General features: G+C 45.7%; 1 protein-coding gene and 1 pseudogene. Both read left to right on the top strand.

Features of this window, described 5'->3' with window-relative positions; genetic code table 11:
- A pseudogene (locus AKL11_RS26695) lies at window positions 1–1,131 on the top strand (VCBS domain-containing protein); the annotation flags it as partial.
- Window positions 1,132–1,220: 89 nt separating this feature from the next.
- A partial coding sequence (locus AKL11_RS26690) for a tandem-95 repeat protein (RefSeq protein ID WP_366556864.1) occupies window positions 1,221–3,720 on the top strand: 2,500 nt, incomplete at its 3' end.

Below are 3,720 nucleotides of genomic sequence, written 5' to 3'. Positions count from 1 at the left end.
GCGATGTTGACCACACGGACACACAGAGCCTGTCATACACAGCTGGTGCGGCCGATTATCTGGGCAACTTCTCGATCACATTAGCGGATGACACCACTACCGATGGCACCGGTCAAGTCGATTGGAACTTTGATGTGGTTGACAGTGACATCGATTATCTGGCAGAAGGTCAAACCCTCACGCAAACCTATACGATCACCGTATCCGACGGCGAAGGCGGTACCGTAGATCAGGACATTGTCATCACCCTGACMGGTACTAAYGATGCRCCTATTATGACCGCAGCCACGAACGTCACTGGTGAAATCACAGAAATTGTCGMCAAYGATGCCGGAGAACTRACCTCTACCCTCTCCGACAGSGGCAGCTTTACCATAGCCGACGTTGAYCRAGRGGATACTCAAAGCGTGACCTATACCAGTGCCAGTAGCRCATATCTGGGCAGTTTCAGTGTCACTGTAGGAGACGATACCACCGGGGATGGCTCCGGTCGTATCGACTGGAATTTTGATGTTATTGATAGTGACATTGATTATCTTGKCGCCGGTCAGACGCTAACCCAAACCTATACTGTCACCGTATCTGATGGCGAAGGCGGTACCGTGGATCAGGATATTGTCATCATCCTGACCGGTACTAACGATGCACCCACAATTACCGCAGCCACGAACGTCACCGGTGACATCACAGAAATTGTCGACAATGATGCTGGAGAACTGACCTCTACCCTCTCCGACAGCGGCAGCTTTACTATTTCCGACGCTGTCACGGATACTCAAAGCGTGTTCTTTGCCAGTGCCGGTAGCGCATATCTGGGCAGGTTCAGGCCCTCTATAGGAGACAATACAACCGGGGATGGCTCCGGCCGTATCGACTGGAATTTTGATGTTGCTGATAGCGATATCGATTATCTGGCCGCCGGTCAGACGCTAACCCAGACTTATACAATCACAGTGTATGACGGCATCGGCGACACCGTTGATCAAGACATCGTCATTACCCTCACCGGCACTAACGATGCACCAACAATTAGCTCAATCATCAACGTTACCGGTGCAATCACGGAAATAACCGACGGTGGCAGTGGCGAAAATGTCACAGTACATGTTGAATCCGGTAGCTTTGTGATCANAATCATCAACGTTACCGGTGCAATCACGGAAATAACCGACGGTGGCAGTGGCGAAAATGTCACAGTACATGTTGAATCCGGTAGCTTTGTGATCACTGATCAGGATATTACTGATAGCCACTTTRTCAGCGTCAGTGCTAATGGCAGTGATTATCGAGGAAACCTGAGTCCAAGTATTAATAACATTACCGGTCAAGTCGATTGGGATTTTGAGGTGTCTGATGGTGACATTGATTATCTCGCCGCCGGTCAAACCCTCACGCAAACCTATACGGTCACTGTATCCGACGGCGCAGGTGGTAGCGTGGATCAGGACATTGTCATCACCCTGACCGGTACTAACGATGGGCCAACAACCGCTGATAACACGCTAAACATACTGGAAGATAATAGCTATAACTTTACTGCAGAAGACTTTCGCTTCAATGATGTCGACACTAGAGATTCATTACAGAGCATTAGAATTACTCAGATTCCAACTGCGGGTTTTCTGACTCTTAATGGTGAAAATGTTACAAACGGCCAGGATATTATTTTTTCTGATCTCGTAAATCTCGAATTTACACCAGATGTGGGGGATAATTTCAACGGCGATGATTATGCTAGCCTAGAATTTAGCGTCAGCGACGGCTTGATAAGTAGTTCAACGCAAACTCTGACGTTCAATGTGGCATCAGTCAACGATGCACCCACTGCAATAGACAGTACTAAAACTATTAATGAAGATACTAATTACACATTCCAGGCAGCAGACTTTGGTTTTAGTGATGTAGATAGTGATGACACACTTCAGTCCATTACCATTGCTCAAATTCCCACCGCTGGCACACTGACTCTGAATGGTGCTGCAGTCACCGCCGGTAAGGTTATCGCATTTTCAGATATCGGCAATCTTTCATTTTTACCGGCCAGCAATGCCAACGGGAATAACTATGCGGACCTGCAGTTCAGCGTCAGTGATGGAGCATTGAGCAGTGAGTTGCAAACCATGACATTCAATGTCATTCCGGTAAATGATGCTCCGACATCAATAAGCACCACTAAAACTATTAATGAAGATTCCAGTTATACATTCAATGCCGCAGACTTTAATTTTAGTGATGTTGATACGGGGGATACCCTGCAATCGATTACTATTACTCAATTACCGACTGGTACCTTGAGGCTCTCTGGCGCATTAGTCAGTCTCAACCAAACCATCGCACACAGTCAACTTGGCAACCTTACGTATCAACCGAATACTAATGCTCATGGCACCTCCTATGCTAATTTACAGTTTACGGTCAATGACGGTATTGTAGATAGTGCAGCCCAATCTATCGTGTTCAATGTGTCGTCAGTGAATGATGCGCCCACTATAACTTCCATCATCGATGTCAACGGGGCAATTACAGAACTTACTGATGGGCATTCTAATGAACATGATTTCAACCATACAGAGACAGGAAGTTTCAATTTTGGTGATGTCGATCTCAGTAATCAGACTATAACATCTTGGCCTTCAGCTAGTGATTATAAAGGCACTTTCACCCCGACCATATCTAACAATAGTGGAGGAGATGGTAGTGGTCGCGTCACATGGAACTTTGAAGTAAGCGATAATGCCCTCGACGATTTAGCTGCAGGTCAAGTACGCACACAAGTCTACACCGTTCAGCTTAGTGACGGTAACGGAGGATTTGTTCAACAAAACGTGTCGATTACCCTTTACGGTCGTAGTGATGCAGTAAATTCAACAATAATCAGCAGTACAGACTTGCCCGACACTTATGGGTCAAAATCTTTAGGTACTCCCCTTACCCTTGATACTTGGTCATATGGTGATCTTCAGAGTATAGGGAGTACCAATTTAGAGATTGAGCACATTAGTAACATTAACTTCACTCATAGCGGCGGCGGAACGATATATGGATTTTCTCAGAATCCTAACGATCCTACCCAGTATATGCTGGCTAGTGGGACAAGCTTTTCAGGTTCGCAAGGACCATATGATCTTTATTACCACGTATTTATAAAATATATTACCTTTTCCAAATCTGGTAGCGAAACTTACATCACCATAGATGATGCGTTTATGCTATGTCCCAATGGAGGAGAGGTAGTTGATAGTGGAGGAGGGTCATATACATCTGCACAGAAAAATTTAGCTCACACACAGCTTGAATCTGTTCAAGATGGAGAGTGGCTAGATATGCCTGCTGATGATGGTGGTATGTATAACCATATGGACTCGGACGATATGAGTCCAAGTAATCTGAGTCATAGAATATCATTAATAGAATCACACAACACGAATGATAGCAATAACCTTGAAATAGAAGGAACCAGCGGAGCTAACACCCTCATCGGTGATGACRGTGGTGACGATATTATCTTTGGTGCAGGTGGCAACGATACAATGACTGGCRGAGATGGCAGCGATACTTTTGTATGGAAAATCGCTGAYGGAGGAACCGCAGGAGCCCCCGCCGTAGATACAATCACCGATTTCACTACCGGTAGTGGTGGTGATGTATTAGATATCAGCGACCTTCTAGTAAGTGAAAGTTCAGCTACCCTTGGTCAATACCTTAACTTCCAGTTTTCTG

Origin of the sequence: Endozoicomonas ascidiicola (assembly GCF_001646945.1) — a bacterium.
Taxonomy (GTDB): Bacteria; Pseudomonadota; Gammaproteobacteria; order Pseudomonadales; family Endozoicomonadaceae; genus Endozoicomonas; species Endozoicomonas ascidiicola.
This window is presented reverse-complemented; position numbering and strand designations above follow the sequence as displayed.